Source organism: Streptomyces sp. NPDC023838 (assembly GCF_040639555.1).
GTDB lineage: Bacteria > Actinomycetota > Actinomycetes > Streptomycetales > Streptomycetaceae > Streptomyces.
Genome location: NZ_JBFAAD010000047.1, coordinates 33,196 through 47,503 on the forward strand (window position 1 = coordinate 33,196; position 14,308 = coordinate 47,503).

13 protein-coding genes and 2 pseudogenes are annotated in these 14,308 nt (G+C 67.9%); 6 read left to right on the forward strand and 9 right to left on the reverse strand.

The window, feature by feature from the left end; genetic code table 11:
- Window positions 1-368: 368 nt before the first annotated feature.
- On the reverse strand, window positions 369-545 hold the full coding sequence (locus tag AB0G17_RS34120) for a hypothetical protein (protein ID WP_361391021.1): 177 nt from the start codon (window positions 543-545) through the stop codon (window positions 369-371).
- A gap of 359 nt (window positions 546-904) precedes the next feature.
- Window positions 905-1,441, reverse strand: a pseudogene (locus AB0G17_RS34125) (TetR/AcrR family transcriptional regulator); the annotation flags it as partial.
- Between AB0G17_RS34125 and AB0G17_RS34130 the strand changes: the two are divergent.
- Window positions 1,405-1,617: pseudogene (locus AB0G17_RS34130) on the forward strand (methyltransferase domain-containing protein); the annotation flags it as partial. The pseudogenes AB0G17_RS34125 and AB0G17_RS34130 sit on opposite strands and share 37 nt — an antisense overlap.
- Window positions 1,618-1,962: 345 nt before the next feature.
- Here the strand turns inward: AB0G17_RS34130 and AB0G17_RS34135 are convergent.
- Window positions 1,963-2,364, reverse strand: coding sequence for a hypothetical protein (locus AB0G17_RS34135; protein WP_361391023.1), 402 nt, complete (start codon window positions 2,362-2,364; stop codon window positions 1,963-1,965).
- Between the two features lie 72 nt (window positions 2,365-2,436).
- On the opposite strand from AB0G17_RS34135, the gene AB0G17_RS34140 reads away from it, so the two are divergent.
- Window positions 2,437-2,730, forward strand: coding sequence for a hypothetical protein (locus AB0G17_RS34140; RefSeq protein WP_361391025.1), 294 nt, complete (start codon window positions 2,437-2,439; stop codon window positions 2,728-2,730).
- Window positions 2,731-2,740: 10 nt separating this feature from the next.
- On the forward strand, window positions 2,741-3,619 hold the full coding sequence (locus AB0G17_RS34145; RefSeq protein ID WP_361391027.1) for an ATP-grasp domain-containing protein: 879 nt from the start codon (window positions 2,741-2,743) through the stop codon (window positions 3,617-3,619).
- Between the two features lie 533 nt (window positions 3,620-4,152).
- Here AB0G17_RS34145 and AB0G17_RS34150 read toward each other — a convergent pair.
- Window positions 4,153-4,782, reverse strand: a complete 630-nt coding sequence (locus AB0G17_RS34150) for a class I SAM-dependent methyltransferase (protein WP_361391029.1) — start codon at window positions 4,780-4,782, stop codon at window positions 4,153-4,155.
- A gap of 321 nt (window positions 4,783-5,103) precedes the next feature.
- A complete protein-coding gene (locus AB0G17_RS34155) occupies window positions 5,104-5,820 on the reverse strand; it encodes a TetR/AcrR family transcriptional regulator (RefSeq protein WP_361391031.1) in 717 nt (238 codons plus the stop codon).
- Between the two features lie 181 nt (window positions 5,821-6,001).
- On the opposite strand from AB0G17_RS34155, the gene AB0G17_RS34160 reads away from it, so the two are divergent.
- Complete coding sequence (locus AB0G17_RS34160; protein ID WP_361391034.1) at window positions 6,002-7,606, forward strand: CocE/NonD family hydrolase; 1,605 nt, start codon at window positions 6,002-6,004, stop codon at window positions 7,604-7,606.
- Window positions 7,607-7,728: 122 nt separating this feature from the next.
- Here the strand turns inward: AB0G17_RS34160 and AB0G17_RS34165 are convergent, their stop codons facing one another.
- Window positions 7,729-7,929 carry a hypothetical protein gene (locus AB0G17_RS34165; RefSeq protein WP_361391037.1) on the reverse strand — a complete coding sequence of 67 codons (201 nt, stop codon included), beginning with the start codon at window positions 7,927-7,929 and terminating at the stop codon, window positions 7,729-7,731.
- A gap of 92 nt (window positions 7,930-8,021) precedes the next feature.
- Window positions 8,022-8,285, reverse strand: coding sequence for a hypothetical protein (locus AB0G17_RS34170; protein ID WP_361391040.1), 264 nt, complete (start codon window positions 8,283-8,285; stop codon window positions 8,022-8,024).
- Window positions 8,286-8,634: 349 nt separating this feature from the next.
- On the opposite strand from AB0G17_RS34170, the gene AB0G17_RS34175 reads away from it, so the two are divergent.
- Window positions 8,635-9,177 carry a hypothetical protein gene (locus AB0G17_RS34175; RefSeq protein ID WP_361391043.1) on the forward strand — a complete coding sequence of 181 codons (543 nt, stop codon included), beginning with the start codon at window positions 8,635-8,637 and terminating at the stop codon, window positions 9,175-9,177.
- Here AB0G17_RS34175 and AB0G17_RS34180 read toward each other — a convergent pair.
- Together AB0G17_RS34180 and AB0G17_RS34185 are read right to left on the reverse strand one after the other, a co-directional pair.
- The gene (locus AB0G17_RS34180; RefSeq protein ID WP_361391052.1) at window positions 9,134-9,916 is read right to left on the reverse strand and encodes an IS5 family transposase; all 783 of its coding nucleotides are present in this window, start codon (window positions 9,914-9,916) and stop codon (window positions 9,134-9,136) included. The two genes, AB0G17_RS34175 and AB0G17_RS34180, sit on opposite strands and share 44 nt — an antisense overlap.
- An 899-nt stretch (window positions 9,917-10,815) precedes the next feature.
- Window positions 10,816-12,594 carry an alpha/beta hydrolase gene (locus AB0G17_RS34185; protein ID WP_361391046.1) on the reverse strand — a complete coding sequence of 593 codons (1,779 nt, stop codon included), beginning with the start codon at window positions 12,592-12,594 and terminating at the stop codon, window positions 10,816-10,818.
- Window positions 12,595-13,443: 849 nt separating this feature from the next.
- Here AB0G17_RS34185 and AB0G17_RS34190 point away from each other — a divergent pair.
- Window positions 13,444-13,860, forward strand: a complete 417-nt coding sequence (locus AB0G17_RS34190; RefSeq protein ID WP_361391049.1) for a helicase associated domain-containing protein — start codon at window positions 13,444-13,446, stop codon at window positions 13,858-13,860.
- Window positions 13,861-14,308 lie beyond the last annotated feature (448 nt).

The following is a 14,308-nucleotide window of genomic DNA, read 5'->3' on the forward strand; positions in this document are numbered from 1 at the left end:
CGTCACGGAAACCGCATGGCGGGCCGTGGGAGGTCTGGAATTTCGGTCGCGCCCGGGCACGGGAGTGAATCCCATGGGCCGCCCGGTGCAGGAAGGAGGAAAGAGCGGAAGGCGAGGGGCGCCCCTATGTCTTTGGCCGCGAGGACAGTCCGTGTCCCTGACAGGCGCGGCGCGGAAGGGCACGGTTCCTTGTGCTCGGACGCTCTGTCGATATGTGGCAGCGGTATCGGCGACCGGCCCGAAGCCGGACTCCGAACCGCCGTCAGGTCAGGTCTGTGACGTGCCGAACCTGCCGAGATGCGGACGAAGAACCGGGCCGAGTTGTCGACCTCGAATCGGGGAACCTGGTTATGCCGGCCCGGATAGGTCTACAACACCTTTTCCTTCGAGGCGCAGGCGTCGACCAATGCGAGACCGGATTGGCGGTTGTTTTCCTTGTCGTCCCACAGGAGCAGGAACTCGATCCGAATGGTGGTCTGGCCGGCCGCCCCGGCCAGGGCCTCGTACACGAAGCCCCCGCCGAAGGCGGCAGCGGTGAACGACAAGCCGCCGTAGCCGACCGGCGCTTCGCTGCCGATCTCGGGCAGAGCCTGGAGGGCGTCCAGGGTTGCCTGCCATTCCGGCTCGGCGCGCTCCGCCGGTGAGCTGTGGTAGTCGACGACGAGCGGGCCGATCGGCTCTCCTGCCGCCCGAGCTCGCCCGGAGCGGATTCCCCTTCCCGCACGCAGAGGCCCCGCCCCGACATTCTGGGCGGAGCCCGCGCGGCCGTTGCCGCAGGCCGGGACATCTGTTGTGATGTCAGGTTCCCCTGCTGCGCGGGAGCGGCTGACTAGCTGGTCAGGGCGGGTTGACGTGGCTTCAGGTTCACTGGTTCGGCCGCTGCCCGGTCGGCGTAGTGCCTCTCCTAGGCCGGTCGTCGTTGCACGGCGTCGGCGATGACCGCTGTGACGAGTTTGTTGACGACTGCCGTGGCCGGCGGGCCGGGGTCGCGGTCTGCGAACAGGAGATGCCCGCCACCGACCAGGGAGAGGGTGAGTGAGTCGATGTCGGCGTCGGCCGCGATGCGGCCCAGTTCACGCTCGGCGGCCAGATAAGCGGAGATTGCGGTCGTGGCCTGGGCGAGGATCGCGATGCCGCCTCCGAGCCTCGCCTTCCGTAGTCGTGTGCGCAGCTCGTCCCGGAAGGTGATGAGCGGGATGATTGCCACCGGAATCGGTCCGAACAGGGTGGTCAGCGCGCTGGTGAGGTTGTCGGCCACCGTGCCGGTACCGGCGGTCTCGCGCAGCGCACTCGCCTGCCTCTCAAGCTGCGCGGCCCGGTCGAGCACGAGGTCGGCGAGGAAGGCGTCGAAGTCGGTGAAGTGCCGGTGCAGGACGCCTTTGGCGCAGCCCGCCTCGTCGGTGACTGCCCGGCTGGTCAGCCCGTTCGGCCCGTCCCGCAGCGTTGGTGGCGCGGATCGTCGCTGGAAGCCCCGGGCCCGACGTGCTCGACGTCGGCTGCGGCACCGGCATCGCAGGCCGCCAGTTCCAGGCCGCCGGCTGCGCCGTGCTCGGCGTCGAGCCCGATACGCGGATGGCCGACTTCGCGCGAGCTCGTGGTCTGGAGGTCGAGGTGGCGGCACCTCCTGAGTCCATCCGCCAAGTCGCCGCCGACCCAGGGACCCGCGCGGCGTTCGACGCTCTGCCGGGCGTCGGCGGACTGCGGCCAGCCGCGCGGGCAGCCACCTCGGCCAGGACTGCGGCTTCGACCGTGCACCGGACAGCACGGGCCTCACGGAGCCCTTGAGGCCATGGGTCGTGGTCATCGTGGTTCACGCGGCCATCGCGCTTGCCGAGAGCCTGCACGAGCTCCCCCTGCTCTTCCCCTCCAGCCTCGTCTGCGCTCACCACGAGCGCCCGTCCAGCGTCAATGCCCGCAAGGGCAAGGCCATGAACGACGACATCCAGGACCTGATCTCCTGGATCAATTCCGCGGAGGCTGGTCGAGCCGGCCGGGCGGTCCCGCTGGGAGGGGCGAGGCGGGATCTGTCCGCCAGTCGCCCTCGGGCCGGGTGGCGATGCTCATGCGGCTCGCCCCCGCATCGCCGTGCCCAGCCGGCCGCGCGTCGCCCGTGAGGGACGGCACCTTGGCGTGCTCCTTTGTGGCTAGGACGGCGCGGCCGGAGTGCTTGCCGTCGTAGAGGGCGGCGTCGGCGGCGCGCTGCGCCACGGACAGGTCGCGGGTACCGATCACGTCCAGGGCCGCAGCGCCGGCCGGGGCGGCGACGTCCACGGCCTGGCTGTCGTCGAGGGCCACCGGAATGCGCAGCGTCCGCACCAGCTGCGCGAGGCGGACTTCGCGGCGGCCGCGGGGCAGGTGCAGCACGACGACGGACCGTTGACTGAACCCACTCGATCATTTTCGCAGGTCAGGCGGCCCTTCTGCGAGCTTCCGCGGATGCTTGAACGTGATCTTGAGAGGGAGCTAGCGAGCTTCGCGCTGCCCGAGGCCGGACAGCTGGCGGAGACGGGAGATCGGTGGAGGCCGTTTGTCCTCCTCGACGCGGACGGGCTCGAGATCGGACCCGTGGCCGCCTTCTTCGCGGAGCTGCGGGTTTGTGACAAGTCAGCAGCCGCGATCCGGTCGTACGGAATGGCCCTGCTGCGTTGGTGGCGCTTCTTTCTCTGCACTTGGCAAGATGCCGTGCCTGGCAGCGCGAAACCCGTGGCCCGAGAGCTGGAGGTTCCGTAGCGTGTCGGTCATGCCGACGCCCGTCCTGTACTGCCGTGATTCGTTGAACCCTCGACGCGTAGACGAACACTTCGCACTGGAAGCTCGGGAGGTCCGCGCCTGTGGCGGGGAAGTAGGGCTGATCGACCACGACGCGCTGTTGCAGGGCGACGCGCAGCAGGCAGTTGCACAAGTTCCGGCTGGACTGGGAAGTGCCTGGTACCGAGGCTGGATGATTCCCAGCGATCGATACGCCGCGTTGGCTGAGGCCCTGAGTCGACGTGGTACCGAGCTGCTCGTGACAGCGCAGCAGTACCGCACCGCTCACGAACTGCCAGGCTGGCATGCAATATTCGTCGATATCACGCCCGCGAGCGTGTGGCGTCCCACGAAGCCCGGTGAGATGCTGACCGCCGACGATCTGACTGCTCTCGCCGAGCCCCTGCTGCCGGGCCCGGGAATCGTGAAGGACTACGTCAAATCGCGCAAGCACGAGTGGGAGCAGGCGTGTTTCATTCCCGATCTCGCCGACGCCGTGGAGCTGACGCGGGTCGTGCAGCGCTTTGTAGAATTGCAGGAGGAATTCCTGGCTGGTGGGATCGTCCTCCGCGCCTTCGAGGCGTTCTCGCGGCTTGAGTCCGTCGCGTCTGAAGTGCGCGTGTGGTGGCTCGATGGTGAACCCAGGCTGCTGACGCCCCATCCGGACAGTCCGTTTGGGCGCGGGCTGGTGCCCGATCTTGATCACATCGGTCCGGCAGTGCGGCGCCTAGGATGCCGGTTCGTCACAACCGACGTGGCCCTTCGCTCGGACGGGGTGTGGCGTGTCGTCGAAGTCGGTGACGGCCAGGTCAGTGATCTGCACCAGTCGAGCAGCCGAGGCGAATTGGCCGCACTGCTGGTCGGTCCGTAGCACTTGCGCTCCTTCCCCCGGCGAGGCTGTCGAAGCCCATCGCGCGTTCATCGCCCGGCGCCGAGCACTCCGGCCCAGCGAGGAGTACCGAACCCCCACCAACGAGGAATGGGATGCCTTCCTCGGGCACTTCGAGCGACGCAAACTGTCCATCGGAATCTGCGCACGCGCATTCGGAACTCCCTGCGTCCACGAACACGCGTGTGTCCGATGCTCCGTGCTCCGGCCGGATCCGGCTCAGAGACACCGTCTCGTCGAGGTCCGCGACAACCTGATCGCCCGAATCACCGAAGCAGAACAGGAGGGATGGCTCGGTGAGATCGAAGGACTCCAAGTCAGCCTCGCCAGCGCAGAGGAGAAGCTCACCCAGCTCGATGCAGCGCAAGTCCGCCAACGCCAAGTGATCGATCTCGGCATGCCCCGCTTCAGCCGGATCGCGACACGAATCAGTACGGCAAGAGGCCCTTCAAGTCAGCCGGGCCTCATCCACGCGGATGATCTACACCACCCCGACCCGGGCCACGACCCACGCCCTACGGGCGGCGGGCCAGCAAGTGGGTGTCGAGGAAGCCCCGCTCGGACGCTGGGTCGTGGAGCAGCCGGGCGAACGTGACGAGGCCGGCTCCGGCCAGCAACTCGGCAAACTGCTCCGCCGGCCAGCTATAGGCGGGCGCCACCTTGTGGTCGAAGCGGACCGGCTCCGGTCCCTCGGTCCCGAAGAAGGACACCAGGAGCAGGCCCCCTGGTGCCAGGACACGCACCTGCTCGGCGAGCAGCGCGGGCAATTCTCCAGGTGGGGTATGGATCATCGAGTAGTGAGCCAGCACTCCGCCGAGCGCGCCGTCCTCGACTGGCAGGGCTTCCATTCGCGCTTCGTCGAACCGCAGCGCCGGATGGGCCCGCTGCGCGTGGGCGACCATGGCCGGGGAGAGGTCGAGCCCGAAGGCGTTCAGCCCCAAGTCGTGCAGCATGGCCGTCAGATGACCGGGTCCGCACCCGACGTCGGCTACCCGCAGGTTCCCCGTGCCACGCACGAGCTCGGCGAAGGTGCCGATCATGTTCCGTGCGAACGGCTGAGTCTCCAACCGATTAGCGAACATCGACGCATACAGCTCGACGACCCCGTCGTAGGCCGCCCTGGTCTCGTCCTGGTGTTTTAACACGGGAAGGAAACTAACACCCGCGCCGTTCGCAGCCGTTCTCCGGCCCCGTACCGGCCCTTCAAGAGGGTGCGCTGGCCGATCCGGCCGTGAACGCGCAGGAGGGACGACATACCTGGGTTCTCCGTCCCGTCTCGTACGGGATGGGTGGGCCCCCGGACAGCCGTCAAGCCGCCAAGCACAGCGGCTGTCCCGGGGCGCAGCTGCAGCGCGACGTCGCTGCGGGTGGTCCAGCTGACGGGGTTGTGCCAGAGGCCGGCCTTCGCGGCGGGCCACTCCATCTGCCGGCCGGACCGGCGGGACGCCTGTCATGGCTGTGTGGCATCACTCAGTATCGAGGCCGTCGATCAGGCGGTTGAGGAACCGGGTGAAGGTGGCGTCGGGGGTGAGGGGGCGTCCGGGGGCGGAAAGGGCTTCGGCGAGTTCGGGGTGGCAGCCGTCGGCGGCGACAGCGGCGAGGTAGCGGCCCTCGGCTGCGGCCCGGTCCGGTGATCGTGAGGCTGCGGCCTGCGCGATCTCATGGGCGACGTGCCCGGCCACGAATGCGGTGATCTGGGCGAAGACCTCCAGCTTCGCCGCACCGTCCAGCCCGGTGGGCCGCAGGGCGGCGAGTACGTGTTCCAGGAAGGCCAGCGTGTTCGGGCCCGGAACGCGACGGGTGGACAGGGCGGCGGGCAGCCAAGGGTGGCGCAGCATGTGGGCGCGCTGCAGTCGGGCCACGGTCTTCAGATCGGCACGCCAGTCGCCGCTGGGTGGGTCCGCCACCGTGAGTTCGCCGCAGACGTGGTCGACCATCAGTTCCAGCAGCGTCTCCTTGTCAGGGGCGTAGCTGTAGAGCGACATGACGCCCGCTCCGACCTCGGCGGCCACCCGCCGCATGGTGACCGCGTCGAGTCCTTCCGCGTCCGCCAGAGTGACGGCCGCCGCGGTGATCGCCTCCCGGCTGAAGGAGGGCCTGCGGCCCCTGCGGGGCTCGGTGGGACGCAGCCAGAGCTGTTCGGGATCGACGCTCTCGGCACCGGACTTTCCGTCAGTGGACACCGCCTCGCACTCCTTTTCCTGGTTGTTGAGGCGACTCTTGCCAAGGTCATCCAAGCATCCTCTATTCTCGTACGTAGTACGAGAATAGAGGAGGGGAACGATGCCATCACGCACGCCCGACGCCGTAGCCAGGCCAGCCTGGGTGGCACCCGTCGGAAAACCGCCGCTTTCCTCACGGATGATGAGGGCGACCTGGCGAGGTCTGCCGGCGAAACGGCATGAGGCCGGCTGGGAGCCGGGACTGTTGGTGCCGGCCGCCGACGGCAGCCCGTTGATCACTGACCACTACTTTCCGCGCGCCCAGGGCGACTTCCCCACCCTCCTGGTCCGCTCGCCCTATGGCCGAGGCCTGCCGTGGTCACCCCAGTACGGCCTGCTCTTCGCCGAACAGGGCTTCCACGTGGTCCTGCAGAGCTGCCGCGGCACCGGAGGCTCGGGCGGTGTGTTCGATCTGTGGCGCAACGAGGCCGCCGACGGCCAGGCCACGGTCTCCTGGCTGCGCGAGCAACCCTGGTTCAACGGAACGCTGGGGACCGTCGGCCCCAGTTACCTGGGCTACGTGCAATGGGCCCTCGCTTCGAACCCACCGCCAGAACTGAAGGCAATGGTGGTGCAAGTAGGACTGCACGATCCCTACGCCCTGTTCCACGCGGACGGTGCGCTGCGCCTGGAGAACGCCCTCGCTGTCGGCGTGGGCATGAACTACCAGCACCAGGGCATGGCACCGTTCCTCAAGGCGACGCTGCGCCTGCAGCGCCGCCTGCGCGACGTCATGACCGCGCAGCCCCTGCGTGGGGCGTACGTGTCAGCCTTCGGCAGCGAACTGCCTTGGTTGGACGACGCGATGACCCACCCGGACGCCAAGGACGCCTACTGGCGCGGCGCGTCGTTGGCGGAATCGGCGCAGCGGCTCCGCGTGCCCACGGCTCTGATCACCGGATGGCACGACGCCATGGCCGACCAGACCTTCGAGCAGTACGACCGGCTGCGCCAAGCCGGATGTGAGACCGCCCTGCTCGTCGGTCCCTGGACCCACACTTCCGCCCTGCAGCAAGGATGGCCCGAGGTATTCGCCGAGAGCCTCGCGTGGCTGCGCGCCCACCTGTACGCCGATCCCTCCAGCCTGCGTCCCACCGCGGTGCGTGTGCACATCGGCGGCGAAAACGACTGGCGGGACCTGGACGAATGGCCGCCAGCCGCGGCTGCCACCTCGTGGTACCCCATCCCTGGCGGGCATCTCACCCAGCTGGCCCCCGCAGATTCCGCACCCGTGACGGCGTTCCGCTACGACCCGGCCGACCCCACCCCCTCCCTCGGCGGCCCGCTGCTCTCCCGCACCGCCGGTCCCCGGGACAACGCCACTCTGGAGGCCCGAGACGACGTCCTGGTATTCACCGGCCCCCCGCTGACCGAGCCCATGGACATCCTGGGCCCCGTCTCCGCACGGCTGAGCATCTCCACGGACACCGGACACGCCGATGTCTTCACCCGCCTGTGCGACGTGGACCCACAAGGCCGCTCCATCAACATCTGTGACGGGTTCGGCCGACTCCGGACGGCCGAACAGGCGCCCTCGCACGTCACCGTGCCGATGAGCTCCACCGCCCACCGCTTCCCCGTCGGCCACCGCATACGCTGGCAGATCAGCGGAGGCGCCCACCCGCGCTACGCCCGCAGTCCCGGCACCGGTGAGCCGCCGGTGGACGCCACCACCTTCACACCGGTGCGCATCACGCTCCACACGGACTCGGCACTGATACTTCCCAGCAGCTCTGAGCTCGCGTAGTTCGTCAACCCTCCGGGAAACGGTCGACGAGCCGGGCCGTGCGGCCCGGCTCACTCCTCCAGCCCGCTACGCCGTCCAGGTCAACCAAATCAGGGTTACGCAGCGGCCACGGGGGTCACGATTCACTTCGACACGCTGAACTTGGCAGGGAAGTCGTCACCGACCAGGGCCCTGAACTGGCCGAGCTCCAGGACCTGCGTGGCGGGCCAGGTGCGCGCCCACGTCGACTTGCCCGACCCGGCCGCGCCGATCAGGACCACCGGCGACGGGTCGGGGATCGTCGTGTCGATGGGCAGCGCGTTGTCCAGGCGGCAGGGCTTCATGCGGATTCTCCCTGCGGGTCAAGAGCACGGGTGGCGCAGGAGGTCTGGAGGCCGGCGTTGCCGGTGATGAGTGCGGCGGCTCCGTGCAGCGGTCAGGACATCTCGCCGTCGCGGTCCGGCTCGATCCGTCCGGCGCCCTGCGCGGCGACGGTGAGCATCTGCGCGAAGGAGCCGAAGACGCCGTCCTGGCGGTGGTCCTCGTGGGGGAACTCGCGCAGGATCTCCGCGAGTTCGAGGGCGCCGACCCCGCCGCGCAGTTCGTCCGCGATCTGCTGGAGGGCGAGCTGGACGATCCCGGCGGAGGCGCGGACGCGGTCGATGCGCGTGCGGGCCGCTGGCCGCGGAGCCGCGGTCACAGCGCGAGGCCCGGCGGCGGCCAGCGCGAGCAGGGCCGGGGCGGCGAGGCTGAGGTCGACCGCGCGGCGCAGTGTGAGTTCTCGCTGGGGTGGAGGGGGTGTGGGCCGGTGAGTTCTCTATGCCTGTGCTGCCTGCCTCGGAGTGAGGTTGATCTTTGATGTGTGTGTCAGGTCGCTGAGCTGTATGTCTGGCGTGGCGGTCGGGGTTGGCCATGGGTCTGGGTGGGGCTGGCCTGTAGTGGCTGTTGTCTTTCCGGGCTTGAGGGCTGCGTTTTCGCTGGTCATGCATAGGGGCGGCGGTCTCGGGGAGTGGTGGCGTGTCGAGTCGTCGCTCGGGTGGAGGTCGGGGATGCCGTCGGTCGTGGGGCTGTTGGAACAGCGTGAGCTGACCGCTCGCCGTCGAATGGACGAGCTGCGGGAGGAGGCCGACCACATTAACGCGGAGCTGGCCGTGGTCGAGCGGGAGTGGAACGAGTGGGTCATCGCCCGCTCGCGCGTTGGCGAGGTCCTGGCCCCGGGCGGCGACGCCGCCGACCCGGATGCCGCTGAGGACCTGCCGGAACGTGGTGAACCGCCGGTGCCGTCCGGGTCTTCGGGGGCGGCGAAGCCGAAGTCGGTGGTGCCGATGTGGCGTGCGGGACTGGCCTGGTCGGCGCTGTCGTTGGACTACCAGCGGATCTTGCAGGCTCTCGCGGATCGGGACCGGCTCGGTCAAGGGCCGCTGACGTGCCAGGAGATGGCTGCCTGCTTCGGCCTGGACCCGGTGCCCGCGAAGATCGAGGCGTTGCGGTCGAAGGCGAAGCGGCTGGTGGCGCGGGGGTGGCTGGCCGAGCCGACATCGGGCCGGTTCACGCTCGCGAAGGCCGTGGCCGGGCCAGGCGGCGGGTCATGAGCTGCGTCATCGACCAGTAGACCATCGCTTCGGCGGTGCCGGTGGAGCGCTCGAAGTCGCGCACCAGGCGGCGGCTTCGCATCAGATGGGCGAAGAACCGCTCCACGATCCAGCGCTTGGGCAGCACGACGAAGCCGCGCATGTCGTCGCTGCGCTTGACAATCGCCAGGACCAGGGCGAGGCCGTACTCGACGAGGTCGCCGGTGTAGCCACCGTCGGCCCAGACCAGGGCCAGCCGGTGGTGCGCGGCGGCGACCTGGGTGAGCAGGACCTGCGCGGCGGTGCGGTCGCCGACATTCGCGGCGGTGACCATCACGGCGAGGAGCAGGCCGACGGTGTCGACCACAGCGTGCCGCTTGCGGCCGTTGATCAGCTTGCCGCCGTCGAAGCCGCGGCTATCGGCGCCGACGACGGCGTCCGCCTTGACCGACTGGGAGTCGATCACGCCCGCGCTCGGCTCCGGATCCCGCCCGGCCTGCTCGCGGACCTTGCGGCGGAGCCGGTCGTGGAACTCCTTGGCCAGACCGTGGTCGCGCCAGCGGCGGAAGAACGCGTAGACCCGGTCCCACGGCGGGAAGTCCGCGGGCATTGCCCGCCACTTGGTGCCGTTGTCGACGAGGTAGCGGATCGCGTCCAATATTGCCCGGTGGCAGTAGGCCTCCGGCTGCCCGCCCCGGCCCCTCAACCAGGCCGGCACCGGCAGCAGCGGCCGGACCACCGCCCACTCCGCGTCGGACATGTCCGTCGGATAGCGGCGCTCACGGACCCCGTGGTCGGCGGCGTTCCCGAACCGGTGTGCCAGGCAGTCACACGCGAGAGTGACCGAAGTGGACCCCGCTCCCGTGATGCCGTAGAACTGCGACAACAGGGCCTCCTGGAGCGCTCTTTGACGTAGACACCCTTTGAGCTACCAAGAGGCGCTGCTCTCATGCACGCCAGCCGCCGCAGTCACCCGATCGAGACCCTAGTCCGACCGATACCGATCAAGGTCGGACCGACAACAGCCACCGAGCTCGCTCGTGAGTCGAAGGTCGCGGGCAGGGTCCAGCAGGTCGCCGTCATCGACGGAAGAGCTGAGGATAGGGGCAGGCATCCAGGGGCTCGGCTGGCCGATCCGCCCAGTGCCACCAGATGTGACCCTCCGGGCACTTCCAGGCGTGTCAGCACACGCGTTGCTTGTCCTCATCACGGAGAGGCAGGACAAGGACCAAGCTCTTCAGCGCTCGCCCGCAGTCGGGGCAGCTCAGCGGCTCGGGAGTGTGGCCCACGGCGGCCAGAGTAGCTCACCCGATCGAAACTCCCGTTCGGCCATCATCCCTCAAGATCGGAACGACACCAGCCACTGAGAACACCGCGGGGGCCCGGAACAATCCCGGGCCCGTGCGCGTGCAATTCAAGCGATGACCGCCTCGCCGTTGGTGCCCGGGGTAGGCCAGCCCCTCGCCCGCCAGTGCCTCCCAGTCGATGGTGGCTGGTCGACCCGCTGCAGAGAACCCAGCCCAGCCGCGCGGCGCCCATCGCCGGCGGCTGCCGGCCCAGCCGGCCTCACTCCTTCGGCAGTCGGTGCTCGGCGGAACGAGGCTGTCTGGCGACTCGATAGACGGATGGCTGCGAGAGGCCTTGCAGAACGGTCTCTGCTCACAGCCGCCTGCGGCGCCACAGGAGGAGACGGCGGAGATCGCTGATCAGCCGGCCGAGCCGTGAATTGATCGGGTACTCAGTGCCTCCGCGCTTACGGGGTGGAGCCACCCTGACTCTTCTGCGGTCGTGCACACTGATTCTCAGGCGCGCGTCCTCACCGAGAACTGGAAGGGCCTGGGCACCGATGGGCAGATCGATGAAGGAGTCTCCGCTCAGCCCGAACGAGCGTGGTAGCTCAGTGATCGGGTCAAAGCGATCGTTTTCGCCTGCCACCGTTGACTTCCATGCCGCCCATGCCTGCAGACGGCATCCGTCGGTCGCAGGTCTCATGTCGATGATGAGCCAGTCTGCCCACTCGGGAACTTGCTCTAGGTGGTCGTTAGGGCGGAAGAAGTCGTCTCGTTCCTGGACCTTGAACACCTGCAGTGCCATGGTGTAGCGCATCCGCCCTTGATGAGGAGGCTCGGCCTTCGCTGTCTGACCCGGTTCGAGAAGAAACGTGCTGACCAGAGGGACCGAGCGAAGTGGGGCGCGTTGGCTGCGGATTTCCTCGCTCAGCAGGATCGGGCACCAGTGCTCGGTGCGCCGCTCACTCATCACGATCGGTAGCCCACGGATCGCCAGGCGCATGTCGGCCTGCCACGGCGATCCGTCGGGAGCGGGCGGGAGGCCGACCAGGCTGACACCCACGCCCCACTGGCCGAAGAGGAAACGCCGCAGGTTCTGGTAGCCCTCCTCGGAGTTGACCAAACCGTAGCGACCGGAGTGGGACCTGTGGACGTACGCGCGGTGGGCACCGTGGACATACGCACGGTCGATGAGCACCAGCCCGTCGCTGCTGGGGCCCGCCGAGAGCCGGGAGAGCCCGTGCCAGGCCTGGTAGTCCTTCGAGTTGGTGCCGATCAGGCAGAAGATGTCGTCTGCGGAAAAAACCTCTTCGGGGATGGCCTGCGGGTCCCAGTCGGCCGAGCGCGGGGGTACATCACCGAAGCCCGCATGAGGATTGAGGTAGCCGTACATCTTCTGTGGGTCGAAGATGTACGAACCCGCCGGCCCGAACGTCTTCTGGAACCAGTCGACGCCCCATACTCGGGACGCGATCCCACCATGCGGAGTGCCATATGTGAAGAACCTCGCCACTAGTTTGCTCGCCGGTTCTCGGGGAGTGCCCAGCATAGGGATCCTCGCCCCGCGCTTCGCCCAAGGCCTGAGCAACAGCTTCGTCAGCCGCCGCCGCTGGCGACGGCTGACACCTTCGTCTACTGACAGGAGACAGATCTTCTGCATCATGCAGCGCACGACCAAGCCCCCCATGGAGTGAGCCACCACGTGGACCTTCTCGGCGCCGGTCTTCTCGCGGACAAGCGTGATCAGCTTATACAGGCCCTCTGCGGCAGACTCGATGTCAAAGCCCTCGGCAGTGACCTTCTGGTATAGCTTCGCAGCGGCGCGCCGGATGCCGCTCTTGTGGGGTGGCATGAAGGTCGTTGCGGCCTGGTCGTAGAACCGGTAGACCCATAGTGACTTCGGATCAACCTCCTCATTTTCGAGGAGATATCTGTGCTGGTCACCCTCGGCGAACAGCTTGTAGCCCTCGTCGTGAATCAGGCGCAGCAACGGACCCTCGAACTGATGGAAGAGCGGGTCCCCATCTCCATCAATCCGCACATGAGTGGAACCGAGGTTGAAGCCATAGAAGGGATCGTCTGCCGCATCGTCAATACCGGCCGTTGACCCGGCGTACCCCCGCACGTACACGATCGGTAGCCTGTCCATCTGGGCGCCCTCCGCATGCACTCGGTGTAAACCGAAGAAGTACCCCGCACAGCGGAGCAGGTCTACTTGGGGGCGCGGAATCACCCGTTCGATCCGTCGTTCGCCTGGCTACCACATGCTCAGGCCGCAGGCGGGAGAAGAGCCGCTCGCCGGTGGCTCGGGCCTGGCGGACCATGTGCCAGCCAGGCGTGAGCGCGACAGACTGGGACAACAGGGCCTCCCTGCTGCTCGGACGGGCTTCGACAACCCTGAGCTGTGCAGGAGGTCCTGCCTTCATGCGCCCGCCGGCCCGCGATCACCCGAACGAGACTCCCGTTCGATCAGCACGCCTTTTGATCGGTACGACAACGGCTTCTGTAGTCCGTTTGGGTGTTTGAGTTTCCTTGGTGTGTTTGAGAATTGCTGTGTTGTCGGTTGGTTTCTGGGGTGTGGTGGGGGTCGGCAGGGCTGTACGTGTGGGTTTTTGGAGCGCGCGTGTGTCGACGGGGGCTTACCAGGCCGCCCTCACCCCCGACTGGATCACCGAACTCGAAGACCTCGGCATGGTCTGGGACGACAACGAAGCCGCCTGGCAAGGCCACATGGCCACCATCGAAGCCTTCCATACCGAACACGGCCACCTCGCCATCCCCACCAACCGACCCCGGCGGCCCCTTCCTCGTCAACCAACGAGCCCTCGTCCGCAACAACCGCCTCCACCCCGACCGTAACGCCCAACTCACCGCCCTGGACCCCGACTGGACGCTCCCGCACAGCCCCGACTGGCACCGCAAGTACCACCTGCTGCATCGTCACATCACAGCCGGGCACGACGTAGCCGCGCTGCACCGGGACACAGAGATCGACGGGATGAAGGCCGGCGCCTGGCTGCACCGCCAGTTCACCGCCTGGAACCAACTCGACCCAGGCCAACACGACCTCCTCACCCGCATCGGCCTGACCCCCGATCACATCTCCCTTTCCGCACGGAAGAAGACGCCCACCCCCACCAGTCCGCGACACCGCCGCTCCTTCGAACAGAACGCGACCCTGCTGCGCGCCTTCGTGGAGCGTCATGGCCGCCCGCCCGGTGCCCGGGAGTGGATCGAGGCTGACGGCGAGCGCGTCATGATCGGCCCCTGGCTGTGCAAGGCGCGTATACGGCACAAGTCCCGTCAACTTCCGCAAGAACAAGGAGAGTTGCTACAGGAGATCCTCCGGGAGGACTGGTCCGGAACGGATCGCACCTCCGAGGAGGGACACGGCGATCTCTCGGAAGTCCTATAGTTTTTCTGCTTCCAAAAGAGCCCAGAGAAGCTCCGAGCCGCTACGATGGAAACCAAGAGGAGCACACTCGCCGCCACCCAGGGGAAGCAGCCCGCCACGCGACAGGCTCACCACCCAGGCGTCGAGACCATCACCCCAAGTGCCCTGCCAGGTTTCCCACGAGCCGTCAAACTACGCTTGTAGCTGCGTATTTCCAGGAAGCCGCGGAGCGGATTCCGGCAGGCCGGATCGCGGAGCGATTCGCGCCGCAGCCAACGGAGTTGGCTGCACCCGGCGGCGGAGCCGCCGGCCAGCCGCGCGGAGCGCGGCATCTCTTCCGCCGCGTAGCGGCGGCGCGTCGTGTCTGCGGAGCAGACCGCGCGAGTCTTACCTTGCTTCGTCGGACCGACGATAGCCAACGCTACTTGTGCACTCCGATGAATTCCGTACATTGGAGCGATGCCCGTTG

Coding starts and splice junctions, on each gene's coding strand:
- AB0G17_RS34160 (WP_361391034.1), top strand. CDS start 6,002: ATGAGGGCGACCTGGCGAGGTCTGCCGGCGAAACGGCATGAGGCCGGC.
- AB0G17_RS34185 (WP_361391046.1), bottom strand. CDS start 12,594: ATGGACAGGCTACCGATCGTGTACGTGCGGGGGTACGCCGGGTCAACG.
- AB0G17_RS34180 (WP_361391052.1), bottom strand. CDS start 9,916: ATGTCCGACGCGGAGTGGGCGGTGGTCCGGCCGCTGCTGCCGGTGCCG.
- AB0G17_RS34145 (WP_361391027.1), top strand. CDS start 2,741: ATGCCGACGCCCGTCCTGTACTGCCGTGATTCGTTGAACCCTCGACGC.
- AB0G17_RS34165 (WP_361391037.1), bottom strand. CDS start 7,929: ATGAAGCCCTGCCGCCTGGACAACGCGCTGCCCATCGACACGACGATC.
- AB0G17_RS34140 (WP_361391025.1), top strand. CDS start 2,437: ATGCTTGAACGTGATCTTGAGAGGGAGCTAGCGAGCTTCGCGCTGCCC.
- AB0G17_RS34190 (WP_361391049.1), top strand. CDS start 13,444: ATGAAGGCCGGCGCCTGGCTGCACCGCCAGTTCACCGCCTGGAACCAA.
- AB0G17_RS34175 (WP_361391043.1), top strand. CDS start 8,635: ATGCCGTCGGTCGTGGGGCTGTTGGAACAGCGTGAGCTGACCGCTCGC.